This is a genomic window from Curtobacterium sp. SL109 (assembly GCF_026672405.1).
Lineage (GTDB): Bacteria > Actinomycetota > Actinomycetes > Actinomycetales > Microbacteriaceae > Curtobacterium.
Window position 1 is genome coordinate 738,358 of sequence record NZ_JAPPRB010000002.1, and the last position, 22,984, is coordinate 761,341.

Genomic DNA, 22,984 nt, shown 5'->3' on the forward strand with positions numbered 1-22,984 from the left:
CGCCCTCGGACCTCGCTGCGGTCCTGCCGCACGGGGTCCTGCAACCGGGCGTCGGCCCGGTCCTCGGCGACCACCTGGTGTCGTCCGCACCCGGCGAGGTGCTCTGGGGCCGCCTCCCCGCACGTGACGACGCGCCGGTCCTGACCGTCGCCCCGGGGGCCACCGTGACGTTCGACACCGTGAGCCACGAGGGCGTCCTCGACGACCAGGGCCGCGACCCGGTGGCGTTCTTCGGGCGGCACGGGGTCCCGCGCGAGCTCGTGCTCGACGACGCCGTGGCCATCGCGAGGTCGGCGGAACGCGGGCGGACGGACGGCCCGCACGTGGTGTCCCGCCCGGTCGCGGTCGAGGGCGCCGAGCCCGGCGACGTCGTGTCGATGACCCTGCTCGAGGCGCTGCCCCGGGTGCCCTACGGCATCATCTCGAACCGGCACGGCCGCGGCGCACTGCACGGCGAGCTGCCCCGGGGCCAGCTGGCCGTGAGCGTGTTCGCCGACGTGGTGGAGCAGGACGGCGAGCTGCACGGACGTCTGCCCGTCGTCGAGGGCGGACCCGGTCTGATCACGTTCCCGCTGCGCCCCTTCGCCGGCATCGTCGGCGTCACCGTCGCGGACTCCGCCCGGCCGCACTCCGTCCCGCCCGGGGCCCACGGCGGCAACATCGACATCGCGCTGCTGACGGTCGGTTCAACCCTCCACCTGCCCGTCCAGGTGCCCGGCGCCGGTGTCTACGTCGGCGACCCGCACTTCGCCCAGGGTGACGGCGAGGTCGCACTCACCGCGATGGAGGCCTCCCTCCGCGCCACCTACCGGATCGACGTCGTCCCGCGGGCCCGTGCGCTGCAGGAGTTCGGCGAGCTCGCCGGGCCGCTCGGCGAGACGACGGAGTTCCTCGTGCCGACGGGCCTCGACGCCGACCTGGACGAGGCCCTCCGCACGTGTGTCCGCCAGGCGATCGTGCTGCTGCGGGCGCGCTGGGGCGTGGACGAGCACATCGCGTACGCGTACCTCAGCGCGACGACCGACTTCCGGATCTCGCAGGTCGTCGACCTGGTCTGCGGCGTGCACGCGACCGTCCGCAAGGCCGACTTCGCGGCGGTGCCCCGTGGCTGAGCAGCCCCGGGATGGGCAGTCACGGCCGGAGCCCACCTGGCCGGCCGGGCTCCGTGCCGCCTTCGACCGGTACGAGGCCGCCCTGGCAGCCGACGACGTCGCCGTGCTCGACGCGTCGTTCGAGCCGGGGCCGGACACGATCCGGGGGACGCCGCCGGACTCCTCGTCGGTCACGACCGGATCAGCGCCTTCCGGTCCGCCCGCGGCGGCATCGCTGCGCGGCGGATCGGCCGCACCGAACTCCGGGTCCTCAGCGACGACACCGTGCTGGTCGTCGCCACGTCGCAGTTCACGGGCGGCGGGCAGGGACTGCAGACGCAGCTCTGGCGCCGGAGCGACAGACCAGACGGACCCGACCGACCCGGAGCGCAGGACGGACCGGGCGTCTGGCGCATCGCCGCTGCGCACGTCACCGGCCGTGCCGCCGCCGTCGACCGGACGATGTGGCGCGTGGTCGGCGACCCGCTCGTGCCCGGCACCACCCGGCCGGACGCGCCGCTCGCCGGCGTCCGCGTCGCGGTGAAGGACCTGTTCGCCGTCCGCGGCCAGGTCGTGGGCGCCGGCAACCCCGAGTACGAGCGCGGCGCGTCCGTCTCCGTCGCGAACGCCCCCGCCGTGCAGGTGCTGCTGGACGCCGGCGCGTCGGTCACCGGCATCGCCAGGACCGACGAGTTCGCGTACAGCATCGCCGGCCGGAACGCCCACACCGGGACCCCGCCGAACGGTGCCGCACCGGAGCGGATGCCGGGAGGCTCGACCTCCGGAGCGGCCGCCGCGGTGGCACTCGGACAGGCGGACCTGGCCCTCGGCACCGACACCGCCGGCAGCGTCCGGGTCCCGGCCTCGTACCAGGGGCTGTGGGGCCTCCGGACGACCCACGGCGCGGTTCCTCGGGAGGGGCTCCTGCCGCTGGCCCAGACCTTCGACACCGTCGGCTGGCTGGCTCGTGACGCAGCGACCCTGCGCGCCGCCGCAGTCGTGGCCCTGGGCGACCCCGGGCCAGGTCCGTCGGACCTGCTCGTCGCCGACGAGCTCCTGCGCATGGTCGACCCCGCGACCCGGGAGGCCTTCGAGGCGTTCCTCGCCCGCATCGGTCGCACCGTCACCACCGTCGAGCTGCCGCCCCTGGACGAGCTCGCCGAGGTCGTCCGTACCGTGCAGGCCGCCGAGGCGTGGCGGAACGACGGTGCGTGGGTCACCGCACACCCCGGTGCGCTCGGTGCCGACGTCGCCGCCCGGTTCGCCGCGGCCGCGGCCGTGACGGCCTCCGCCGTGCAGGACGCACGCGCGCGGCTCGTGACGTTCCGGTCCGCGGTCCGTGCCGTGCTCGCCGGAGGGGTGCTGTGCCTCCCGACCGTCCCTGGTCCCGCCCCGCTCCGGACTACCGATGCGGCTGCCGTGGACCGGACCCGCACCGCGACCCTGCGGATGACCGCCGTGGCCGGCATCGCGGGCGCGCCCGCGGTGTCCGCACCGGCGCTCACCGTCGACGGTGCACCGGTCGGCGTGTGCCTGGTCGGCGCGCCGGGATCCGACGTGGCGCTGGTCGACCTGGCGGTCGCGCTGGTCGGCTGACGACCGCCTGGAGGCTCGGGCCGGGCCCGCAACACCGCTGTCACGTGGCTGAAACACGCGTTCCCTACGATCGATCCTGGAACGGAAGGATCACCCGATGCAGCCAGTCGACCCGCCCGCACGACTCCTGATGGGGCCCGGCCCGGTCAACGCCGACCCGCGGGTCCTCCGCACGGCGTCCGCACCGCTCGTCGGGCAGTACGACCCCTGGATGACGGCGACGATGACCGAGACCCAGGAGCTCTACCGCCAGCTGTTCCGCACCCGCAACGACGCCACGATCCTGGTGGACGGCACCTCGCGCGCCGGCATCGAGGCGGCGCTCGTGTCGCTCCTCGCCCCGGGCGACCGGGTGCTGGTCCCCGTGTTCGGCCGGTTCGGGCACCTGCTCGCCGAGATCGCCGGGCGTGCCCAGGCCGAGGTCCACACGATCGAGACCGACTGGGGACAGGTCTTCCCGGTGTCGGTCATCGAGCAGGCGATCATCGCCACGAAGCCGAAGGTCCTGGCCGTCGTCCAGGGCGACACCTCGACCACGATGAACCAGCCGCTGGAGGACCTCGGCGCCGTGTGTGCCCGGCACGGGGTGCTGCTCTACACCGACACCACCGCGAGCCTGGTGGGCAACCCGTTCGAGATGGACGCGTGGGGCATCGACGCCGTGACCGCCGGGCTGCAGAAGTGCCTGGCCGGTCCTTCCGGCAGTTCGCCGACCAGCCTGTCCGAGCGCGCGACCGAGGTCGTCCGCTCGCGCAGCTCGATCGAGGCCGGCATCCGCGAGCCGGGTGACGACGTGCAGGACGACCCGATCCGCTCGAACTACTTCGACCTCGGCATGGTCCTCGACTACTGGGGCCCGCGACGGCTCAACCACCACACCGAGGCGACGACCATGCTCTACGTCGCGCGCGAGTGCGCGCGGGTGGTGCTCGAGGAGGGCCTGGAGGCCGTCGGCGCACGGCACGAGACGGCGGGCCGCGCGATGCTCGAGGGCGTCCAGGCGCTCGGACTGCAGGTCTTCGGCGACGTCGGCCACAAGATGCACAACGTCGTCGCCGTCGAGATCCCGGAGACCGTCGTCGGTGACGCCGTGCGCTCCGCGATGCTCGAGGACCACGGCATCGAGATCGGGACCTCGTTCGGACCCCTGCACGGTCGCGTCTGGCGGATCGGCACGATGGGCGTCAACGCCCGGAAGGACACCGTCGTCACCACGCTGTCGGCGCTCGAGCAGTGCCTGCGGCGCGGCGGAGCGTCGGTGCCGCAGGGCGCCGGCGTCGACGCGGCACTCGACGTGTACGCGAGTGCGACGCGCGACGCAACTCGGTCCAGCGCGACCACCCCGGTGACGGTGGCGGCGGGATCACGGTGAGTCGCGCCTCCCGTCCGGCCACCGCCCTCGCGCGGATCGTGGCGGACCGCTGCGACGACCTCGCGAGGATCAGCTCGTCCGCCGACGGCATCCGCCGCGTGTACCTGTCCCCGGAGCACGCCCGCGCAGACGCGCTCGCCGCCGGGTGGATGGCGGCGGCTGGGCTGCGCACCTGGGAGGACGCAGCCGGCAACCTGCACGGCCGCGTGGCCGGCGACGATGCCCGGCCCGTCCTGCTCATCGGGTCGCACCTGGACACCGTCGTGGACGCCGGACGCTTCGACGGGATCGTCGGTGTCCTGACCGGCATCGCCGTCGTCGAGATGCTCGGAGACCGGGTCGCGGACCTCCCCGTCGCGATCGAGGTCGTCGCGTTCTCCGACGAGGAGGGCACCCGCTTCGGCAAGGCGCTCATGGGGTCGTCGGCGATGGCCGGCGTGTGGGACGACGCGTGGTGGGACCTGACCGACGAGGACGGCATCTCCCTCCGCGACGCGTTCACCGCCCACGGCCTGGACCCAGCGCGGGTGCACGAGGCCGCGGTCGACCCGACGACCCTGGCCGGCTACCTCGAGGCGCACATCGAGCAGGGCCCGCACCTGGAGCAAGCCGGACAGGCGCTCGGCGTCGTGACGAGCATCGCGGCAGCCAGACGGTTCAGCGTCGACGTGGTGGGCGAGGCCCGGCACGCGGGCGGCACCCCGTACGAGATGCGGCACGATGCGCTGCTCGGTGCAGCCGAGGCGGCGCTCGCCGTGGAGCGGATCTGCATCGCCGAGCAGCACATCGGCACGGTCGGCTCGATGCACGTCGAACCCGGCGCGGTGAACGTCGTCCCCGGGCACGCCCGGTTCTCGGTCGACCTGCGCGGTGAGTTCGACGAGGGCCGGGACCGGGTGTGGGACGCGATCGAGCAGGCGTTCGCTGAGATCGCCGACCGCCGGGGCCTCGAGGTCACGGCGAGCGAGGTCCACCGGGCACCCGCCGTCCTGTGTGCGCCGCACCTGATGGACGCCGTGCGCGCCGGGATCACCGCGACCGGGCAGGAGCAGCCGCTCGAGCTCTTCTCGCGGGCCGGACACGACGCGATGTCGCTCGGCCGGGTCACCGACGTCGCGATGCTGTTCCTGCGCAACCCGGGCGGCATCAGCCACCACCCGGACGAGTTCGTGTCGACGGAGGACATCGCCGTGGGCATCGACGCGATGACCACAGCGGTGCTGGCCGTGGCCGCGGGCGTCGCCGCGTCGGACACGGGGGTCGCGCCGTGACCATCGACCTGCGCTCGCGGATCGACGCGCTGTGGGACGACCTGACCCCGGCCGAACGGCGCGTGGCCGCCCTCGTCCGCACCGACCCCGAGCTGCTGCTCCTGCGCACGTCGGCCGAGACGGCGGCCGAGTCCGGCACATCCAAGGCGACCGTCAGCCGGCTCGTGCGCGCGCTCGGGTTCCGCGACGCCGGCGAGGTCCGTGCGTCCCTGCTCGTCGCGCGCGGTTCCGGCCTGCCCTGGGCAGCCACGCGGTCCCCGGACGTCGACGAGCGGACGGTCGAGGGCCGGAACCTCGACGCCGCGCTGACCTCCCTGGCGCGCGCCGACCGGCCGGACCTCGCGCGCCGCATCGTCGCCGCACGCCGGGTGACCGTGATCGGCCTGCGCAACGCCCACCCGCTCGCCCTGCAGCTCCGCGCTCAGCTCGCGCAGGTCCGCGCCGACGTCCGGCTCGCACCGGCCGCCGGACAGAGCCTGGGCGAGGAGCTGGCGGACCTCGACGCCGAGGACGTCGTCGTCGTGGTCTCGATCCGTCGCCACGCCGCCGTCGTCGGACGGGTCGTCGCACGCTGCTCGGAGGCCGGAGCCGACGTCGTCGTGCTGACCGACCCCACCGGCGCGGTGCTCGCGGCCCCGGCGCGGACGGTCGTCATCTGCCCGGTGGACTCACCGTCCGCCTTCGACAGCCTCGCGGCACCGGCGGCCGTCGTCGCCGCGCTCGCGAACGACGTCTACACCGCGAGCGGCGCCGCTGGCCGAGCGCGCGTCGCCGCGATCGCGGACGCCTACGACGCACTCGACGAGGTGGCGGCACCGTGAACGGAGGACCGATGGACATCCGAGACCTGGACCGTCTGGACAGCCTGGAGGCTCGGGAGCTGGTCAGCACGTGGGCTGCGGTCCCACGATGGGTCGCCGCCGTCCTGGACGGCCGGCCCTACGGCTCGGTCGCCGAACTCCGCGCGCGGGCGGCAGCGCTCGCCGCGACGTGGACGGACGACGAGGTCACGGAGGCGCTGTCGCACCACCCGCGCATCGGCGACCGGCCGGAGGGACAGACCGCGGCAGCAGCGGCATCCCGGCACGAGCAGTCGTCGTCGGCTGGAGCGGACGACGGCACCGCGCAGGCGATCCGCGCGGGCAACGCCGCCTACGAGCAGCGGTTCGACCGGGTCTTCCTGATCCGGGCGGCCGGGCGGACGGCGCCCGAGATCCTCGCCGAGCTGGACCGTCGGCTCGGCAACGACGACACGACCGAGCGTGCGGAGGTCGCCGACCAGCTGCGCGAGATCGCCCTGCTGCGACTGGACCGGAGCTTCGCATGAGCCACCTGACGACCCACGTGCTCGACACCACCGGTGGCATGCCCGCTACGGGCGTCGACGTGACCCTGACCGGTCCGTCCGGCGCCGTGGTCGCGACCGGCACGACCGACTCCGCGGGCCGGATCGCCGCACTCGGGCCCGATGCGCTCGAGCCGGGGGACTGGACGCTCTCGTTCGCCACCGGGCAGTACTGGCGGGCGCAGGGCGTGACGGCCTTCCACCCCCGGGTCGACGTCGTGGTCACCGTCCCCACCGAACCCGCGGCGCACTACCACGTGCCGCTGCTGCTCAACCCCTTCGCCTACTCGACCTACCGAGGGAACTGATCGCCATGACCGACACCACCGAACAGCCCGTCACCCCCACCTCCACCGTGCGTCTCGGCGCGAACCAGTACGGCAAGGCCGAGGTCCGCCTGGTGCGCGTCACCCGCGACACCGAGCGGCACGAGATCGAGGACCTGACGATCTCGACCCAGCTGCGCGGTGCGGCCCTCGCCGACTCGTACACGTCGGGCGACAACGCGAACGTCGTCGCCACGGACACGCAGAAGAACACGGTCTACGCCTTCGCGCGGGAGCACGGCGTGCACAGCCCGGAGGAGTTCCTGCTGCGCCTCGGCCGCCACTTCACGACGGCGTACGACTGGTACGACGGCGCCACGTTGTCCGCCGACCAGCACGCCTGGTCGCGGATCCTCGTCGACGGCCAGGAACACGACCACGCGTTCGTGCGGTCGGGCAGCGGCACGCGCACCGCGGTCGTGCAGTTCGACGGCGCCGACGTGCACGTGGTGGCCGGCGTGACCGACCTGACGGTGCTCAAGTCGACCGGCAGCGAGTTCCACGGGTTCCCCCGTGACCGCTACACGACCCTGGGCGAGACCGACGACCGCATCCTGGCGACCTCGGTGACGGCGCGGTGGCGGTACCTGCCCGAGGCGGTGGACGCGGGCATCGACTGGAACACGCTGCACGCCGCGGTCCTCGAACGCATGCTCGCCACCTTCGGCGAACTGCACTCGCTCGCGCTGCAGCAGACGCTCTTCGCGATGGGCACCGCGGCGATCGAGACGTTCCCCGAGCTCGCCGAGGTCCGGTTCTCGATGCCGAACAAGCACCACTTCCTGGTCGACCTGACACCGTTCGGCCTCGACAACCCGAACGAGGTCTTCTACGCGGCCGACCGTCCGTACGGGCTGATCTCCGGCACGGTGATCCGCGACGGTGTGCCGGAAGCCCCGGCAGCCTGGGCCTCCCTGCCGGGCTTCGTGTGAGTCCGGCTCGGTCGTGAGTCAGGCACAGCCGTGACCCACGTCGCCGGCCTGGTGTTGGCCGCGGGACAGGGGACGCGGATGGGTCAGCCGAAGGGGCTCGTCCGTGACTCCGCCGGTGTGCTCTGGACGTCGACCGCGGTGCGGGCGCTGCGGGACGGTGGCTGCCCGGACGTCACCGTCGTCCTCGGGGCCGCCGGGACGCAGGCGGGCGAGCTCCTCCGGTCCGAGGAGGACCACGACCAGCCCGCCACGCTCGTCACGGCCGACGACTGGCGTGCGGGTGTGAGCGCGTCGCTCCGTGCCGGGCTCCGTGCGCTCCGATCCCGTGGTGACGTCGATGCGGTGATCGTCACCCTCGTCGAAAACCCGCGGCTGCCGGCGTCGGCTGTCGCTCGGGTGCTCGGCGGGACCGGTGTCGGACCGGAGACGCTCCGCCGTGCCGTGTACGGCGGGCGACCAGGGCATCCGGTCCTGATCGGTCGGGCGCACTGGGACGCGCTCGACGCCGCGCTCGCCGGTGACCGGGGCGCGGGCGAGTACCTCCGGGTGCACGGCGCCGAGCCCCTCGAGTGCGCGGACCTGTGGGACGGCGAGGACCAGGACCGCCCCTGATGCGGTGCGTGGTCGCCTCGGCGACCCCGGCGACGATGCACATCGGCGCAGGCCCCGGACCCCTACGACAGGTCGAGGAGCCGCAGGACGTACCGGTCGGGGACGGTGCCGCTGTCGCCGATGTAGTGGAAGAAGAGGTCGGTGGCCTCGTCGGCGTCGAACACCTCTGCCGGGTGCACGGGGTGGTCGGTGCCGGCGACGTTGACGGCCTCGGTGAGGGGCTCGCCGAGGTCGTGCGGCCGTCCGACGACCCAGTGGCGCAGCTCGCCGTCCTCGACGCGCTGCAGCTCCACGCTCATGCGCTCGGCGCTGCCGCCGGCCTGCAGGTAGCGGCTGTTCCAGTCCTCGTCGTCGTAGCCGGGCGCGTCGGGCCACCCGGCGCTGTCCGGGACGAACGAGAGCTGGTACGACCAGTCCTCGTCGTTGTCGAGCTGCCCGAGGTTGAAGCGGATCTGGTCGCGGAACGGCCGGATGCTGTCGATGAGCGGCATGCTCGACGCGGCGTTGGTGGTCATGATGAACATCGGCGTCGGTCCGGGGACCCTAGGACAGGTCGAGCATCCGCAGGACGTACCCGTCGGGGACGGTGCCGCTGTCGCCGAAGTAGTGGAAGAAGAGGTCGGTCGCCTCGTCCGCGTCGAACACCTCTGCCGGGTGGACCGCGTGCTCGGTGCCCGCCACCTTCACGGACTCGGAGAGCGGCTCGCCGAGGTCGTGGGGCCGTCCGACGACGTAGTGACGCAGCTGGCCGTCCTCGACGCGCTGCAGCTCCACACTCATGCGGTCGGCGCTCCCGCCGGCCTGGATGTACCGGCTGTTCCAGTCCTCGTTCGAGTAGCCCGGAGCATCGGGCCAGCCGGCCTCGTCCGGGACGAACCAGAGCTGGTAGGCGAAGCGGCCCTCGCTCGTGCCGTCGAGCAGCCCGAGCATGCGCCGGATCTGGTCGCGGTGGGAGCGGAATTCGTTCGACAGCTTCGAGTTGCTGGCGCTGTTGACAGTGTGGATGAACACGAGATCCCCGTCTGAGTGGTGGTGTGAGCACGGCGGAGCGCGCGGCTGTGTGGCGTCGGTGTCGACGCTACGGGACTTCCTTCAGGATGACCGACGTGATCTTCCAGACCTTGCCGTCGATCGTGACGGTCGCGGGGTTGTCGTAGCTGACCATGTCGTCGAAGAGCCGCTGCTGCGTGTTCCTCGACGCGGTGCCGCTCTTCACCTCGACCCCGGCGAGGGTGCCGTCTGGCTTCTCCAGCAGACCGTCGAACAGGCGACCGTTCGGCGCGCCATCGACGTGGGCGAGCTTCTGGTCGGTGCGGAAGGGCAGGCCTTCGTCCTCGGCGACCTCGCGGACGCCGCGGAGCTCCTTCTCCTTGACCTCGGCCTGCGAGAGCTGGTTCCCGTCCGACCGGTACGTCCCGTCGTTGTTCCGCCCCGGGTGCTGCTCGTTCGGCTCCTTGGCGTTCCTGGCACGTTCGGCGTTGTCCGTCCGGTACGGGGTGCTCCGGTCGTCGGTCGCCGCGTGCACGCCGAGCCCGATGGCGCCCGTGCCGGCGAGGGCTGCGCCGGCGGCGATGACGCCCGCGCCGGAGACGTTCAGCGCGACACCCGCAGGGGCACCGACGACGGTCAGGTCGAGGGCGACCCCGCCGCCCTCCATCGCGGTCCCGAGGGCCATGGTCGCCAGGCCGCCGAGGAGCTCGAGGACCTCGTCGGGGTGGTTCACCATCGCGTTCCCGAGGGAGGCGAAGACGTTGCCGGCGGTGGCTGCGGCGTCCTGCAGGTACGGGAGCCCGGCGGCGGCCTGCGCGCCCGCGATCGTGACACCGAGCTCGGTGACGGTCTTGACCGTGTGCCAGGCGTCCTCGAACCAGTTGTCGTCGCCGCCACCGACCTGCGTGCTGGCGGCCGACGCGGTGGTGCTGACGGCGTGGGCGGCGACCGTCGACGGCGTGATCCCGTCGAGCTCGGCCGCGACGGCGTCGAGGGTCGCGGTGACGTCGTCGTTGTGGGCCTGCACGCGCATCCGCAGCCCGAGTTCCTCGGTGACGAGTGCGGGGACCTGCTGCCAGTTGCTGACGACGGCGCCGACCGCGCCGAGGAGGTCCCCGGAGGACGCAGCCTTCGCGGCTTCGGCGGCGACCTGCCCGGGGGCCGAGGCGTGGAAGGCCTCGATCTGCCGCACGAGTGCGTCGTGGGCCAGGCCGAGTTCCTCGATGCGGCTGGCGGCGCGGGACGCGACCCGGAGGAACGCGTCCCCGGCGCTCTGCAGGTGCCTGGCCTTGTCGACCGCTGGCGCCATCAGCGGCGTCAGCGCCGGCTGCAGGGCGTCCGAGGTGAAGACGGCGGGGAGCCCGGACCAGGACCGCGACGCGGCGGTCGCGGCGGACAGGACGCCGTCGGTGGCGGCGGCGAACCGCTGGGCGGCCGAACGGAGCGCGGCGGCGTCGTCGGTGACGTCCGTGACGTCGGCGGCGGTCAGCGCGCCGGCGAGGACGCTCACCGGCCCATGCCGCTGACGTCGGCAGCGAGGTGGCTGTCGGTCGCGGTGATCGCGTCGTGCGCCGTGGTGAGCGACGCCGCGAGGCTCGTCATGCGGACACCGATGTCGTCGCTGCGCCCACGGAAGCGGCCGGCGAGCCGTCCGAGGGCACCGCTCAGCTGTGGCGAGGTGGCGGCGGCGACAGCCGTGCTCAGCGCGGCGTCGGCGGCGGCCGCCTGCTGCCCGGCGCTCCCGCCGTGGACGTTCAGGTCGCCGACCAGCGACGACAGCCCGCCCGCATCGACCCGTAGTTCCCCAGCCATGGTCCCCCCGATGATCCCCGACAGCGGGGTGCAGCAGCCACCCTAGGGCGGCTGCGGCCGTCGCGCACCTTCGGCGTCGCCGGTGGCGGTGGTCAGCACTGCCGGACGGGAGGCTCGGTGGCGGTCGCGGGGAGAGCCTCCCGTCCGGTGGGTGGTGGCGTCAGAACGACGCGAGCGCGCTCGTGCTGAGCTGGTGGACCGCCGGCGCAGCGCAGGACTCGAACAGCGCCCCGGTGGCGGGCACGAAGAGCGACTGGCGCGACCCCGGCGGGATCACGCGGAAGCCGTCGGTCACGCGCGGGTGGCACGTGGCGGAGTCCCAGTCGCCGGCGTCCCGGACGGTCACGACCGCCTGGACCTCACCGGACGGTCGGAGGGTGAGGGTCTGGTGCGGCGTCGAGCGGTCGGGTGTCGCCGCGTTGCCGATCTGGGTTCCGTTGCCGCCCCCGACGAAGGAGACGCCGGGCCAGCCCTGCAGGGTGCAGGACCGCGCGCCGGTGTTGCGCAGGATGATCGCGACCCTTGTGGCGCCCGCGCTGCTGCCACCGCCGTCCGCGACCGACCCGGTGAGCTGGGAGGTGGCGCACCGTGTGCTCGCCGTGTCGCCGGAGGTGGTGCTGGCGGGTGCGGGAGCGGCGGCCGTCCCGGAGCCGCGGGAGGGCGCCGGGGCCGCGGCTCCGGCAGCGGTGGACGGCGTCGCGGCGGCGGGCGTGGACCTGCTCGGAGCGGTGGTGGGGCCGGTGGTGGGACTGGCGGACGTCGAGGTGCCGGTCGAGGCCCCGGTCGACGGGTGGGCGGCGGTCGCTGCTCCGGTGCCGCCGCCGGAGCAGGCGGTCAGCAGGAGCGCCATCGCGGTGACGCCGATGATCGGCAGGATGGTCCGTACGCGTGCTGTGGTCATGGGACCAGCGTGCGTCCGGGACGTGGCTCGGCTGCGGCAGGCGTGTGTCAGTCCGGTGACAGGGCGCGGTCGAAGACCAGGCTCGCGCTCGCGCCCCGGTCGGTGTTGCGGAGCACGAGCCGCGCTCCCGTGGCGTCGGCGTGGTGCAGGGCGATCGCGAGGCCGATCCCGGTGCCGCCGGCGGTGCCGAGCGCGCCGAACCGCCGAGGTCCCTCTGCGAGGAGCGCCTCGGGGAACCCCGGCCCGCGGTCGGTGACGCGGACCTCGGTGCCGTCGACGACCACCTCGACGTCGCCGTCGCCGTGGCGCTCCGCGTTGCCGACCAGGTTCGTCAGGGCACGTGCCAGTCGGTCGGGGTCGAGCCCGACGGTGGCGTCCGCGAGCACCCGGACCGGGACGTGGCTCGACGGGGAGTCGGCGAGCACCCGTTCGACGGACCGCGCGAGGGACCGTGGCCGGACGTCGGAGGCCGGGGCGTCGTGCTGCGCGCGGGCGAGCCGGAGGAGGTCGTCGACCAGGTCGCGCAGCCGCCGCACGAGTCGTCGGATGCGGTCGGCGTCCTCGTCGTCCCCGAGCAGCGCGGCTGCGCTGCTGAGCGCCGTGAGGGGGGTCTTCAGGTCGTGGGCGACGTCGGCGCTGACGGCGCGCTCCTGTTCGAGCCGGACGGCGAGCGCGGCTGCGGTGTCCGCGATGCCGCGGGACAGCACGCCCACCTCGTCGTCCTCGGCGGTCGGGCGGTCCGCCTGCCGACCCGCGATGGCGTCGTTGACGGTGCTGGCGGTGACGCGGAGTCGACGGGTGAGCCGTCCGGCGACGAACCAGGACACCAGCGCGGCGATCAGCGCGGCACCGGCGCCGCTCACCGCGAAGGTGCGGACCAGGTCGGCCCACTGCTGTCGGACCGGTGCGCCGGACACGCGCGTCGCGAGCAGGTCGGCGCCCTCGCCCCGGGCGGCCCACATCGAGGTGCCGTCGTCGTACGTCACGACGGCACGTGCGTCCAACGCCCCGCGGAGCTCCGCGGGCAGTGCGGCGGGGTCGCGGGTGGCACGCGACGGCAGGGTGCCGCCGAACGCGTCGGTCGCGGCGATCTCGCGGAGCTGGGCGGTGGCCTGCGTGCGGAGCTGGTCGCGGGCACCCGTGATGGACGTGTGCGCGAAGACCGCCCCGGCGGCGAGGACGAGGGTGAGGGCGAGCAGGGCCATGGCGGCGGCGGTCCTGACCCGGAGCGAGCGGTGCCAGGGCACGTGCGTGGTGATGACCGGGCGCGGGGCCGTCGTGCCCGGCGTCGAGCTCCAGGTCGTCACGGGCCGGCCGCCGCGACCCGGTAGCCGAAGCCGCGGACCGTCTCGACGACGTCGACCCCGAGCTTCCGGCGGAGGCGCTGCACGTTCGTGTCCACGATCCGCGGGTCCTGCCACGTGGAGCCCCACACGATCGCGACCACCTGCTCGCGGGACAGCACGGCACCGCGGTTCGCGAGGAGGGCCTGCAGGACGCGGAACTCCGTCGCGCTGAGCGTGATCGGTGTCGCACCGCGCAGCACCCGCTTGGCGTCGTGCTCGACGACCAGGGCGCCGAGCCGTTCCGTCCGTGCCGGTCGTGCGCCGGTGCGACGGAGGACGGCGGTGAGCCGGGCCGCGAGGACGTCGGGGTCGAACGGCTTCGTGACGTAGTCGTCCGCGCCGGCGTGCAGCCCGCCGGCGATGTCGGTGGGCAGGTCCCTGGCGGTGAGGAACACCACGGGGACGGCCAGCTCGGCGAGCTCCCGGGCGAGCGCGATGCCGTCCATCCGCGGCATGGCGACGTCGACCAGGGCGATGTCGGGCAGGGCGGCCCGGGCGAGGCCCAGTGCGACGACGCCGTCACGGGCCTCCTGCACGCGGAACCCCCGTCGGAGGAGCAGCAGGCGCGTGGTCTCGCGGACGTCGTCGTCGTCCTCGGCGAGGAGCACCATCGCGCCGCCGTCGCCCGGGTCGGTCACGAGAGCACCTGGTCGGTGACGAACCCCTGGTCGCTCCAGCGGAACGACATCGTCGGACGGCTGGCCCACGCGGGGCGGCCGTTCGCGAAGGTGATCCGGAGGCGCTCGTACCGGGTGGTGCCGGCGACGTCGACCCGGTCGTGGAAGGCGACCGCGACCGCGTACCGGTGCAGCTCCCCGCTCGCGCAGTCGCAGGGGTTGTCGACGAAGCTGCCGACGCCGCGGGACGTCTGCCCGCCCCACGAGGACCAGGTGAGGTCCTGCAGCACCTGGTCGGTCGACGCGCACCAGATCGGGATCGTGAGCGGCGAGGAGACGGCCTCGCGCCCACAGCCGGCGAAGTACGCGCTGGTGGCGGTCGTGGTCGTCGACACGGGCGTGCCGTCCTGGAGCGGGGCGCCGAGCGCGCTCATGCTCAGCGACGCTGCCACACAGGTCACGATCGCGGTGGCGACGGCAGCGGCGGTCGCGGTGATCCCGGTGCGGCGGGGGCGTCGGGCGGTTCTCGGCATGGGGTCCTCCTGGTCCGGATGTCCATGAGTCTCCGGCGTCGGCGTGGCTCGACCGCGGCAGGCGTGTGACAGTCCGGTGACAGCGTGAGCCGCGCGGGGCCGCGGGCGTCCGTGCCGTCGGTGCCATCCTGCCGGTACGACCGTCACGTCGTCGACACCGTGGCTCCGTAGGTTCGCCGACATCGGGAGCGGACACTCAGTCGTGCCCCACCAGGAGGAGGACCCCATGGAACGGACGAGGACCACGGCGGGGGCCGTCGTCGCGGCGGTGCTGGTCGTGTCCGGCCTGCTCGCGGGCTGCGCGCAGTCGCCGGTCGAGACCGAGCCGGCGACGGGAGCCGGTGGCGCGGGGCCGTCTCGCACGGCCTCGTCGAGCGCGGAGCCGTCGTCGAGCGCGGGGTCGTCATCGAGTACGGCGCCGTCCTCGACCTCGGCATCGTCGTCGAGCTCGGCATCGTCGACGAGTTCGGCGTCGCCCGCGGTCTTCCCACCGGGGCAACCGCCACGACCCGGCGAGCAGACCCCCCTGCCGTGGACGGACACCGTCCCCGGGCTCACCGAGGCCGTCCGCGCCGCCGACCACCCGGGGCTGCAGATCTGCGGCGACGACGTCAGGTCCACGGTCATCAGCGCGAGTGACCTGCGCGGCATCGGGACGACACAGTGGCTCGTCGACAGCACCTGTGACGGTGCGACGGCGACCTCACCCGACGAGGTGTCGATCTACGAGACGAGGGGGTCCGAGATCGTCAGGACGGACGTCGTCTACGAGTTCACCGCCAACCGGCCCCGGCTCACCGCGTCGCCGTACCTGTTCGGCCCGCACACGGTCGTGCTGACGTTCGACGGGGGCGCGTCCTACCGCCTCGTCGCGATCCAGCCGCACGCCGTCGTGCCCGGTCTCGTCGCGCGGTTCTCGTGAACGGGGACGGGTGGACGGGCCAGGTCGGACCGCACGGCGCTCGTCGGGCCGGCGAGGTCGACGCGGACGAGGTGCCGCAGGACGACGTCGTCGTCGCGGTGATCTGCAGCGCGATGGCGTTGACGATGTCCGGGCTCGTCGTGCTGCTGTTCCTCTGGCGCTGACGGCAACTGCCCTCAGCGCTCGATGTCGACGACCCGCGTCGCCCGGTCGAGGAACGCGTCGTCCGACGTGGTGACCACCGCGGCGAGCCCGGTGTCGTGCACGAGGCCGGCGACCAGGTCGACGATCCCCGCGGCGGTCGCGCTGTCCAGCTGTGCCGTCGGTTCGTCGACGAGCAGGAGTCCCGGTCGACCGACGACCGCTCGGGCGATGCCGACCCGCTGCTGCTGACCGCCGGAGAGCTCGTCGGGGCGCTGGTGCTCGTGTCCGGTCAGGCCGACGAGCGCGAGCGCCTCGGCCACCATCGCGTCCCGCTCGGCCGGCTCGGTGCGCCGGATGCGGAGCGGCACCTCGACGTTCTCGGCCGCGGTCAGCACGGGCAGGAGCGAGAAGTCCTGGAAGACGATCGCCAGGCGGTCGCGGCGGAGTGCGCGGAGCTCGTCCTCGCTCCGGCCGGCCAGGGTCGTCCCGTCGACGGCGACCGTGCCGCGGTCCGGACGCTCGAGGCCGGCGAGCAGCCGCAGCAGCGAGGTCTTGCCGGACCCGGAGGCACCGCGGACGACCACGAGTTCGCCGCGGTCCGCGCGCAGGTCCACGTCGTGCACGACCCGGAGCGGGCCGGCCGCGGTGGTCACGTCCCACCCGAGCCCGGAGGCCTCGAGCACGGGGCCGCTCACCGGTCCACCTCGTCGTCGCCGCGGCGCAGGACGACGTGGTCGTCCTGCAGGCTGAGCCGGACGCGGTCGCGCAGCCCGAGCGCCAGCTGGAAGGACTCGGGCAGCTGGAGGCGCCCCGCCTCGTCGATCACGGCGAACTCCTCTCCCGGGCTGTTCCCGAGGTCGTCGCGGATGGTCTCGGTCGAGGTGCGTCCGTCCCGGATCCGGACCGTCCGTCGCACCTGTTCGGCGACGGTCGGGTCGTGGGTGACGATGAGGACGGTGACGCCCTCGTGCTCGTTCACCGCCCGCATCGTCGCGAGCACGGCCCGGGCGGCGGCACGGTCGAGCGCACCCGTCGGCTCGTCGGCGAGCAGGACCCGCGGGCGGTTGGCCAGGGCCACGGCGATCGCGGCGAGCTGCTGCACACCACCCGGCAACGCCCCGGGCAGCTCGTGACCGTGGTCGCCGATGCCCACGAGGTCGAGCACCTCGCGGACCCGTTCGTCACGCTGACGGCCGCGCACGCCCGCGACCGTGAGGACCGCTGCGACGTTCTCGCTGACCGTGAGGTACGGCACGAGGTTGCGCGCGGTCTGCTGCCAGACGAAGCCGACGCTGTGGCGGTGGAAGCGGGTGCGACCGCGACGGTCGAGTGACCCGAGGTCGACGTCCGCGACGACGGCCTGCCCGGCCGAGGGGGCGTCGAGCCCGGAGAGGATCCCGAGCAGCGTCGACTTGCCGCTGCCCGAGGCACCGACGAGCGCGACCATCTCGCCCGCTCGGACCGTCAGGGTCAGGCCCTGGAGCGCCTGCACCTCGACGTCGCGGGACCGGTAGATCCGCACGAGGTCGCGGCAGACGATGTCGGGGGTGGTGCTCATCGGTTCCTCCTGGTCGGGCGGTGGTGCGCGGGGGCGCCGGCGCGGACGGTCAGGACGAGGACGCCCGTGAGCGCCACGAGCAGTCCACCGGCCACCCCGGCGAGCAGCCCGGGGTCGACCGAGACCACCGGTCGGACGACGGCTCCGGTGAACGAGCGCAGGTCAGCCGAGGGCAGCGTGGTCGCGACGACCCCGACGGCCACGGCGGTCCCCGTGACCAGTGCGGCCACGAGGAGCGGGAGCGTCTCGGCCACGACGACGGCCCGCGCGTCACCCGGGGTCGTGCCGAACACCCCGAGCAGGCGGGTCCGAGCCCGACGCGACGACCCCGCCGTCACCCCCGCGACGACCAGCGTGCCGAGGCCGAGCGCACCACCGAGCACCGCTGCCGAGACCGCGACCGCACGGGTGCCCGGGACGCGCGGGTCGGCGTCGATGGTCCGAGCCACCCCGACGGCCGTGTCGACGAGCACCCAGCGCTTCGCGAGGGTGAACGGGACCGCGTCCGGGGCGGTCGCCACCACGCGCGTGTCCGTCCCGAGGACGCTGGAGTCCCGCCCGGTGGCCTCGGCGAGGGACCGCGACGCGACGAGGGGGACACGCTCGCCCCGGGTCGTCCGGAGTGCCGCCGGTGCGGGGAGCGCTCCCGGGACGTCGCGCTGCACAGCGGCGAGTCGGTCCGCGTCGGCGACGAGGACCACGGCCTGGACGGCGCCGTCCGGGGTGTCGAAGGACACCTCGTCCGTGGTGGAGACACCGACCGCGGCAGCGACGCCGGGGACGCGGGCGACGCGGGCGACCTGGTCGGGGTCGAGGGCCACCGACGACACGGCGACGTCCGCCGCGACGCTCCGGCGGGCCGCCTGGGCGACCCCGTCCTCGAGCGTGCTGCCGACGACGGTCGCGAACAGGGCCACGGCGATGCCGATCACGGCGACGACGAGCGGGACGGCCTGCGCGACGGCGGAGCGCGCGGCGGTCACGACCCCGACGAGCATCGCGACGCCACGGCGACGTCGGGCGACGGCGACGAGCCGTCCGAGCACGACGGGCAGCAGGCGCAGGACGACCACGACGCCGGACCCGGCGAGCAGCAGCGGCAGCACCGCGGCCAGGGGGTCCACCGAGCCGCCGGGCGCGCTGGTCGTGACGCCGCTCCTGGTCGTGACGACGACCGCCGCCACCGTCGCGACGAGCACGGCGGCCTCGACGACCGGTCGGACGGCGCGACGACGTGCTCCGACCCGCACCGTGGGCGCGAGGACCGCCGCCGCGGCGCACGGCACGACGGCGGCGAGCAGCGCAGCGACCACGGCCTGCAGCGGGGCGGGCGCCGACCCACCGAGCGGCGTCAGCTGCACGAGGACCGCGAGGACCCCGCCCGCAGCGGCACCCGGGACCGCGGCGACGGCGACGAGCCCGGCGGCGACCGAGCGGACCACACGGTCGGAGGCGCCGCGCGCTCCCAGCAGCCGCAGGCCGGCCTCGGCACGGTCGAGCACGAGTCGGGCCAGCAGTGCACCGAGTGCGACGAGCGCACCGGCCGGCCCGGAGCCGAGTGCCGCCGCGAGCGTGCCGACCGTGGCGTCGCGGGCCACGGAGGCGTCGAGCAGCCCCGGCAGACCCGTCGAGAAGGCCACCGACCCGGCCGCCGTGCTCGGCAGGGGCTGCCGGGTGGCGAGGAACCGGCCGACGGCGTCCACCAGGCCCGGGCGTCCGGACGCGGTGACGGTGTCCGTGCGGACCGGGAACCACGCGTGGCCCTGGGTGGTGCGGCCGTCATCGGCGACGTGGCCGAAGGACCCCGTCGCGGCGAACGCCGTGGCCGACACCGTCGTGCCGCCGTCACCGGTCCCCGCGGTCGCCGGCCGGAGCGTCGTGGGCACGTGTCCCCACGTCGGGTCGTGCCGGTCGAGCGGCCGGTAGACACCCACGAGCTCGAGCGACAGTTCGCCGGCGACGGTCCGGACCTGCCCCACCCGCCATCCGACGGCCGCGGCGACGGCGGGGGAGACGGCGACCTCGACCGTGGCGGAGTCCCGCGCCGGTCGTGGCGCCCGGCCCTCGGTGAAGCGCACCACGTCGGCGAACGCGGGGTCGGTCGCGACGGACACCGACGCCGGGACCTTCGACGGCAGTGCGTCGAGCCCGAGGTACCCGGTGGCCGCGTACCAGCCCGCTCGTCCGGTCGCGGCGCGCAGTGCTCCGGGCATCGACCGGTGCACCGCGTCGAGGTCGTCGCCGAGCCCGTCGAACACGGTCTGCGCCGTCGCGGGTGGTTCGGCGTCCCCCGCGACGACGGCGAACGTCGCCTGCAGGTCCCGGTCCGTCGCGGTCGCCCGGTCGAGGTCGGCTCGGGTGCCGGCCGTCGCCAGCGCGCCGAGGACCGACAGCACGGACCCGGCCAGCAGTGCGGCGAGCAGGGTCACGACCGCGATGGCCACGAGGGGTGCGCGGTGCTCCGCGACGATTCTCCCGAGGGGGGTGCCAGGACCTCGACGGGTGTGCCGGCCGCTCATCGGTGTCCTCCCTCGGCCACGGCTCTGCGGGTCCGGCGGCCGGCGACGGCTGCCAGCAGGGCGGCCCCCGCCAGGACGACGACCGGCACGAGGAAGGTGCCGGCGGAGACCACGACGGGATCGGCCGTGACCAGGCCGGTCGCACCGGGGACGGCGGCGATCGCGAACGGTGCGGCGACCGTCGCGACCGTCACGCCCCCGCCGACGAGCCCGCCGAGCGTGGCAGCGACGACCGGGGTGACGAGCTCCGCGACGCGGGACCGTCCGGCTGCAGCGGGGGAGACGCCGAGCGCTCGGGAGGTCGCGGAGCGCTGCGGGTCGGCACTGCTGACGACACCCCCGACGAACGCCAGGAGCGCCAGCAGGGTGCCGAACGCCGCCACCCCCGCGAGGGCCCCCACCGCCGGGGCGAGCACGGGTGTCGACGACACGGCGGCCCGGGTGCTCACGGACCCGGACACCGTCAGGTGCCGAGCGGCCTGCGCGGCGAGCGTCGTCGGGTCGGGGCCGGCGATCCAGGTCTCGTCGGCCCGCGGGACCGCGCCCGCCGTGCCGTCCACCGCCGGGCCGCCGAGGACGGACGCGTCGACGAGTGCCGGCAGGTCGGCGGCGACGGCGGTCGTGGAGGCGCTGCCTGGTACCCGCTCGACCACACCGGCGACCCGGGTGTGCAGGGTGCGCGCCGTCGACGCCGCGTCGAGGTCGAGCGGCGACCCGGGCCGCAGTCCGAGTTCCGCCGCGAGCGCGGTGGTGACCACGACGGGCAGCGGCCGCCCCGACGCCGCCGCTCCGAGGGGGATCCGGGTGGGACCACCGAGGTCCTCGAGCACGCGGTCCCCAGCCGCTGCCGGCACGTTGGCCACGGCGACGGCGACCGTCACCCGGAGCCGCGCGGGTGCGATCCCCGCGTCGACGTCGGCGGGACGGCTGCTGAAGGTCAGGGTGGGGTCGACGGTGAGCAGTCGCCAGGTCGTCCCCCGTGCCCCGGCGGCGGGGGGGAGCACCGCGTGCAGGCGGCCGGTCTCCCCGAGCGCCACGTCGGCGCCGTCGTCGGCGGTGAGCGGCAGCTCGGCGGCCACCCCGTCCTGGTCCACCACCCAGAGCGCGGACCGGACCGCGCCGCGTGCGTCGGACCTGGGCGTGCCGTCGAGCGTGGCCTGCCCGACACGCACGGTGACCTCGACCCGGCGGGTGCCGACGGGCAGCGCGGTGCCCGCTCGGCCCGGCACGTCGACGTCCCGGAACGCCGCGGCACCCGCGCGTCCGAGCACGTCCGTCGCCGCAGCCGCCGGCATGGCCACGAGGGGGACGCGGCGGTCACCCGCGGTCACCTCGTCGGTGAGCACGGGCGTCGAGACGGTGTCCCGGCCGGAGACCCCTGCCGTCGGCGCGACGACGGTGGCCCCGTCATCCACGGCGTCGTCACCGTCGGCGGTCACCCGCACCGCGGGTCCGACGACGGCGGAGGCGGTCGCGCCGTCCACGGCCGAGGTCGTCGCCGCGAGTCCGGCCGCGAGCCCGCCCACCGCGACCGCCATCGCGACGAGCACGACGACCGGGGCCGTCGACGCCCAGGTCCTGGCGAGCCGGCGCACGACGAGACCTGGCAGGAAACCGCGCCACCGCGGGACGGCGCGGGCGACGAGCGCAGCGACCACGCCCACGAGGACGACCGTGACCAGCGCACTCGCGAACACCGTCACGACCGGTGACACGGCGGCGATCGGGTCGGTCTCCACCTGTCCGCGGACGCGGGAGACCGGCACGCCGACGGTGAAGAGCCGCCAGGTCGCGAACGCCGCTGCCGCCACCACGGCGACGGTCAGCACGACCGCGACCCAGGTGCCGGTGGCTCCGACGGACGACGTCCGCCGCGCGGCGACGACACCGGCGGTGGCCACCGCGACGACGACCGCGATGACGGGTGTCAGGACGCCGACCCACACGGTCGGTGTGGTTCCGTGCCCGAGGAGACCGGCGAGGACGACCGCCACGACGGCGCCGACCACGGCTCCGGCACCTGCCACCACCAGGGTCTCCAGGCAGGTCCAGCGGACGAGCTGGGCGCGGGTCGCGCCGCGTGCGGTGAAGAGCGCGTCCTCGCGGGACCGCGCGTCGCGCAGGAGCACGAACAGCACGCTGACGGCGACGACGCCGAGGACCGCGGCGACCGCGACGCCGATCCGGACGAGGGCGCGGGCGGTCGCGATGCCGACGTCGATCCGCGCCAACGTCGCGGGGAGGGTGCCGGACACGTCCGCGCCAGCCAGCGCACCGGTGTCGCCGGAGGTCGCCGCGGTGACCGCGCTCAGTCCTCGACGCAGCCCGTCCGGCGCGACGAGTCGCCCCCGGTCGGTGGTCGGCGTGGTGGTCCAGGTCGCCGTGGCCGTGCCCGGGACGTCCGCGATCGACCGCGGGGGCACGACGAAGGGGCCGGCCACGCCGTCGTCCGTGCCCGACCCGACGTCCGAGGCACCCGACCAGACCGCAGCGCCGGCGTCCTGCGCCCGCCACGTCGCCGCGACGCGGAGCACCAGGGCCGAGCGGGGGCCGACGGCGACCGTGTCGCCGACCCGGAGACCGAGGCGCTGCGCTGCGTCCGCCTGGACGGCGGTGGGCACCGGACCGCTCGTGGTGGGCTCGGCCGGCCACGTGCCCGAGACGACGTGGGCGACGGACGGGAGGCTCGGGACGGCGGCGATCCGGGCCTCCTGTCCGGCGCTCCCCGCGGCGACGGCCGTGGTCACCGACGCGGACCAGGTCACGTCTGCGCTGTCGGCGGGCAGCCGGTCCGCGATGGCTGCGCGCACCCGGCGGGCCTGAGTGGTGGGCGCGTCGCCGAGCTGTTCGGTGACGACGGTGGCGGCGGCGCGCGCCGGCTGGGCGGCGAGGACGGTGGCGGCGCCCGACTCGGCTCCCGCGTCACCGAGCCCGATCGCCAGGAGCGGCAGCGCGACGGCCGCTGCGACGACGGACGCGACCGGCACCAGGAGCGCGAGCCGGGCACGAGCACGCGCGACGAGCAGCCGTGGTCGCGTCACGAGCCCCCCGATCCCCGTCAGCGTGCGTGGTCCCTCACAGATCATGCAGCATCCGG

General features: G+C 74.9%; 23 protein-coding genes. 11 read left to right on the forward strand and 12 right to left on the reverse strand.

Annotated features, from left to right (window positions below; all coding sequences use genetic code 11):
• The first annotated feature begins 23 nt into the window (after positions 1-23).
• From OVA28_RS04980 to OVA28_RS05025, 9 genes are all read left to right on the forward strand, one after another.
• Positions 24-1,112: an acetamidase/formamidase family protein gene (locus OVA28_RS04980; protein ID WP_442780820.1), complete on the forward strand. Its 1,089-nt coding sequence runs from the start codon at positions 24-26 to the stop codon at positions 1,110-1,112.
• Between the two features lie 264 nt (positions 1,113-1,376).
• Complete coding sequence (locus OVA28_RS04990; RefSeq protein WP_326493738.1) at positions 1,377-2,687, forward strand: amidase; 1,311 nt, start codon at positions 1,377-1,379, stop codon at positions 2,685-2,687.
• 97 nt (positions 2,688-2,784) lie between these two features.
• Positions 2,785-4,059, forward strand: coding sequence for a pyridoxal-phosphate-dependent aminotransferase family protein (locus OVA28_RS04995; RefSeq protein ID WP_268095988.1), 1,275 nt, complete (start codon positions 2,785-2,787; stop codon positions 4,057-4,059).
• Positions 4,056-5,330 (forward strand): allantoate amidohydrolase, encoded by a 1,275-nt coding sequence (locus OVA28_RS05000; protein ID WP_268095989.1) that lies wholly within the window; start codon positions 4,056-4,058, stop codon positions 5,328-5,330. Before OVA28_RS04995 ends, OVA28_RS05000 begins: the two co-directional genes overlap by 4 nt.
• Positions 5,327-6,151, forward strand: coding sequence for a MurR/RpiR family transcriptional regulator (locus tag OVA28_RS05005; protein WP_268095990.1), 825 nt, complete (start codon positions 5,327-5,329; stop codon positions 6,149-6,151). The genes OVA28_RS05000 and OVA28_RS05005 overlap by 4 nt, the downstream gene beginning before the upstream one ends.
• An 11-nt stretch (positions 6,152-6,162) precedes the next feature.
• Positions 6,163-6,657 (forward strand): 2-oxo-4-hydroxy-4-carboxy-5-ureidoimidazoline decarboxylase, encoded by a 495-nt coding sequence (uraD, locus tag OVA28_RS05010; protein ID WP_268095991.1) that lies wholly within the window; start codon positions 6,163-6,165, stop codon positions 6,655-6,657.
• A complete protein-coding gene (gene uraH / locus OVA28_RS05015; protein WP_268095992.1) occupies positions 6,654-6,983 on the forward strand; it encodes a hydroxyisourate hydrolase in 330 nt (109 codons plus the stop codon). Before uraD ends, uraH begins: the two co-directional genes overlap by 4 nt.
• A gap of 5 nt (positions 6,984-6,988) precedes the next feature.
• On the forward strand, positions 6,989-7,933 hold the full coding sequence (gene pucL, locus OVA28_RS05020; protein ID WP_268095993.1) for a factor-independent urate hydroxylase: 945 nt from the start codon (positions 6,989-6,991) through the stop codon (positions 7,931-7,933).
• 30 nt (positions 7,934-7,963) lie between these two features.
• Positions 7,964-8,545, forward strand: coding sequence for a nucleotidyltransferase family protein (locus OVA28_RS05025; protein WP_268095994.1), 582 nt, complete (start codon positions 7,964-7,966; stop codon positions 8,543-8,545).
• A gap of 62 nt (positions 8,546-8,607) precedes the next feature.
• On the opposite strand, the gene OVA28_RS05030 is transcribed toward OVA28_RS05025, so the two are convergent.
• From OVA28_RS05030 to OVA28_RS05065, 8 genes are all read right to left on the reverse strand, one after another.
• Entirely contained in the window at positions 8,608-9,060 is a 453-nt protein-coding gene (locus OVA28_RS05030) for a hypothetical protein (RefSeq protein WP_268095995.1), read from the reverse strand.
• A 28-nt stretch (positions 9,061-9,088) separates the two neighbouring features.
• On the reverse strand, positions 9,089-9,556 hold the full coding sequence (locus OVA28_RS05035) for a hypothetical protein (RefSeq protein ID WP_268095996.1): 468 nt from the start codon (positions 9,554-9,556) through the stop codon (positions 9,089-9,091).
• 67 nt (positions 9,557-9,623) lie between these two features.
• Positions 9,624-11,045 (reverse strand): hypothetical protein, encoded by a 1,422-nt coding sequence (locus OVA28_RS05040; protein WP_268095997.1) that lies wholly within the window; start codon positions 11,043-11,045, stop codon positions 9,624-9,626.
• Positions 11,042-11,347 carry a hypothetical protein gene (locus tag OVA28_RS05045; protein WP_267419579.1) on the reverse strand — a complete coding sequence of 102 codons (306 nt, stop codon included), beginning with the start codon at positions 11,345-11,347 and terminating at the stop codon, positions 11,042-11,044. The genes OVA28_RS05040 and OVA28_RS05045 overlap by 4 nt, the downstream gene beginning before the upstream one ends.
• 160 nt (positions 11,348-11,507) lie before the next feature.
• The gene (locus tag OVA28_RS05050; RefSeq protein WP_268095998.1) at positions 11,508-12,248 is read right to left on the reverse strand and encodes a DUF4232 domain-containing protein; all 741 of its coding nucleotides are present in this window, start codon (positions 12,246-12,248) and stop codon (positions 11,508-11,510) included.
• A gap of 47 nt (positions 12,249-12,295) precedes the next feature.
• Positions 12,296-13,555, reverse strand: coding sequence for a sensor histidine kinase (locus tag OVA28_RS05055; RefSeq protein WP_268095999.1), 1,260 nt, complete (start codon positions 13,553-13,555; stop codon positions 12,296-12,298).
• Entirely contained in the window at positions 13,552-14,232 is a 681-nt protein-coding gene (locus OVA28_RS05060; RefSeq protein WP_268096000.1) for a response regulator transcription factor, read from the reverse strand. The genes OVA28_RS05055 and OVA28_RS05060 overlap by 4 nt, the downstream gene beginning before the upstream one ends.
• On the reverse strand, positions 14,229-14,744 hold the full coding sequence (locus tag OVA28_RS05065) for a hypothetical protein (protein WP_268096001.1): 516 nt from the start codon (positions 14,742-14,744) through the stop codon (positions 14,229-14,231). Before OVA28_RS05065 ends, OVA28_RS05060 begins: the two co-directional genes overlap by 4 nt.
• A 226-nt stretch (positions 14,745-14,970) precedes the next feature.
• Between OVA28_RS05065 and OVA28_RS05070 the strand changes: the two genes are divergently transcribed.
• Positions 14,971-15,666, forward strand: coding sequence for a hypothetical protein (locus OVA28_RS05070; protein WP_268096002.1), 696 nt, complete (start codon positions 14,971-14,973; stop codon positions 15,664-15,666).
• Positions 15,663-15,830 carry a hypothetical protein gene (locus OVA28_RS05075; RefSeq protein ID WP_268096003.1) on the forward strand — a complete coding sequence of 56 codons (168 nt, stop codon included), beginning with the start codon at positions 15,663-15,665 and terminating at the stop codon, positions 15,828-15,830. Before OVA28_RS05070 ends, OVA28_RS05075 begins: the two co-directional genes overlap by 4 nt.
• A gap of 12 nt (positions 15,831-15,842) precedes the next feature.
• On the opposite strand, the gene OVA28_RS05080 is transcribed toward OVA28_RS05075, so the two are convergent.
• The 4 genes from OVA28_RS05080 to OVA28_RS05095 form a co-directional block, all read right to left on the reverse strand.
• Positions 15,843-16,505: an ABC transporter ATP-binding protein gene (locus tag OVA28_RS05080; RefSeq protein WP_268096005.1), complete on the reverse strand. Its 663-nt coding sequence runs from the start codon at positions 16,503-16,505 to the stop codon at positions 15,843-15,845.
• A complete protein-coding gene (locus OVA28_RS05085; RefSeq protein WP_268096006.1) occupies positions 16,502-17,368 on the reverse strand; it encodes an ABC transporter ATP-binding protein in 867 nt (288 codons plus the stop codon). The genes OVA28_RS05080 and OVA28_RS05085 overlap by 4 nt, the downstream gene beginning before the upstream one ends.
• A complete protein-coding gene (locus OVA28_RS05090) occupies positions 17,365-19,812 on the reverse strand; it encodes a hypothetical protein (RefSeq protein WP_268096007.1) in 2,448 nt (815 codons plus the stop codon). Before OVA28_RS05090 ends, OVA28_RS05085 begins: the two co-directional genes overlap by 4 nt.
• Positions 19,813-19,883: 71 nt before the next feature.
• Entirely contained in the window at positions 19,884-22,928 is a 3,045-nt protein-coding gene (locus OVA28_RS05095; protein WP_268096008.1) for an FtsX-like permease family protein, read from the reverse strand.
• Positions 22,929-22,984 lie beyond the last annotated feature (56 nt).